This window comes from Pseudarthrobacter sp. NKDBFgelt (assembly GCF_046097905.1).
Taxonomy (GTDB): Bacteria; Actinomycetota; Actinomycetes; order Actinomycetales; family Micrococcaceae; genus Arthrobacter; species Arthrobacter polychromogenes.
In genome coordinates this window covers 1-544 of the sequence record NZ_JBJURL010000212.1, presented here as the reverse complement: position 1 = coordinate 544, position 544 = coordinate 1, and the positions used below count along the sequence as shown (strand labels likewise).

Annotated in this window: 1 protein-coding gene; it reads right to left on the bottom strand. The window is 65.3% G+C overall.

The genetic code is table 11. The features are described 5' to 3' along the window. On the bottom strand, positions 1 to 544 hold a 544-nt coding region (locus ACKAE7_RS21205; protein ID WP_408980250.1), incomplete at both ends, for a tyrosine-type recombinase/integrase.

Below are 544 nucleotides of genomic sequence, written 5' to 3'. Positions count from 1 at the left end.
GTCAGCTCGCCCTCGGCGACTGCAATGTCCTCATGCCTTAGTCCGAGTGCTTCGCCGATACGGATTCCCGACTCCCACAGCAGGACGAACATGAACCGGTCCCTCAGCCGAGTGCACGCATCCAGCACTGCTTGTGCCTGCACCGCAGGCAGGACCGTGGGCAACCTCTTGGGCTCACGCAGCTTCACGATCCGGCGCCGCTGCGGCCTGTCCCCGGCAAGGTGGGCAAGGAACGGTCTCCATCCCGTTCTTCGGTGCCGGACCGTTTCGAACTCGGTGACAAGGTCGCCCAGCGGAACCCCATGACGGGAGTGAAACACGTAGAAGCCGCCCACCGCCGCGAGCTTGCGGTTCACCGTTCCCGGCCCGCAGTGATGGGAAGCCGACGGCAGCAGCGTCACGTCAGCGGCGCGCCCGGCAGGCGGAAGCCGCAGCCAGGCGACGAACTCGCCGACGTTCTCCAAGGCCACCTGGCGCCAATCAATGCCGCGGTGGCGAAGAAAGACGAACCAATCCTTGAGATCATGCGCATACGCCTTGAGCG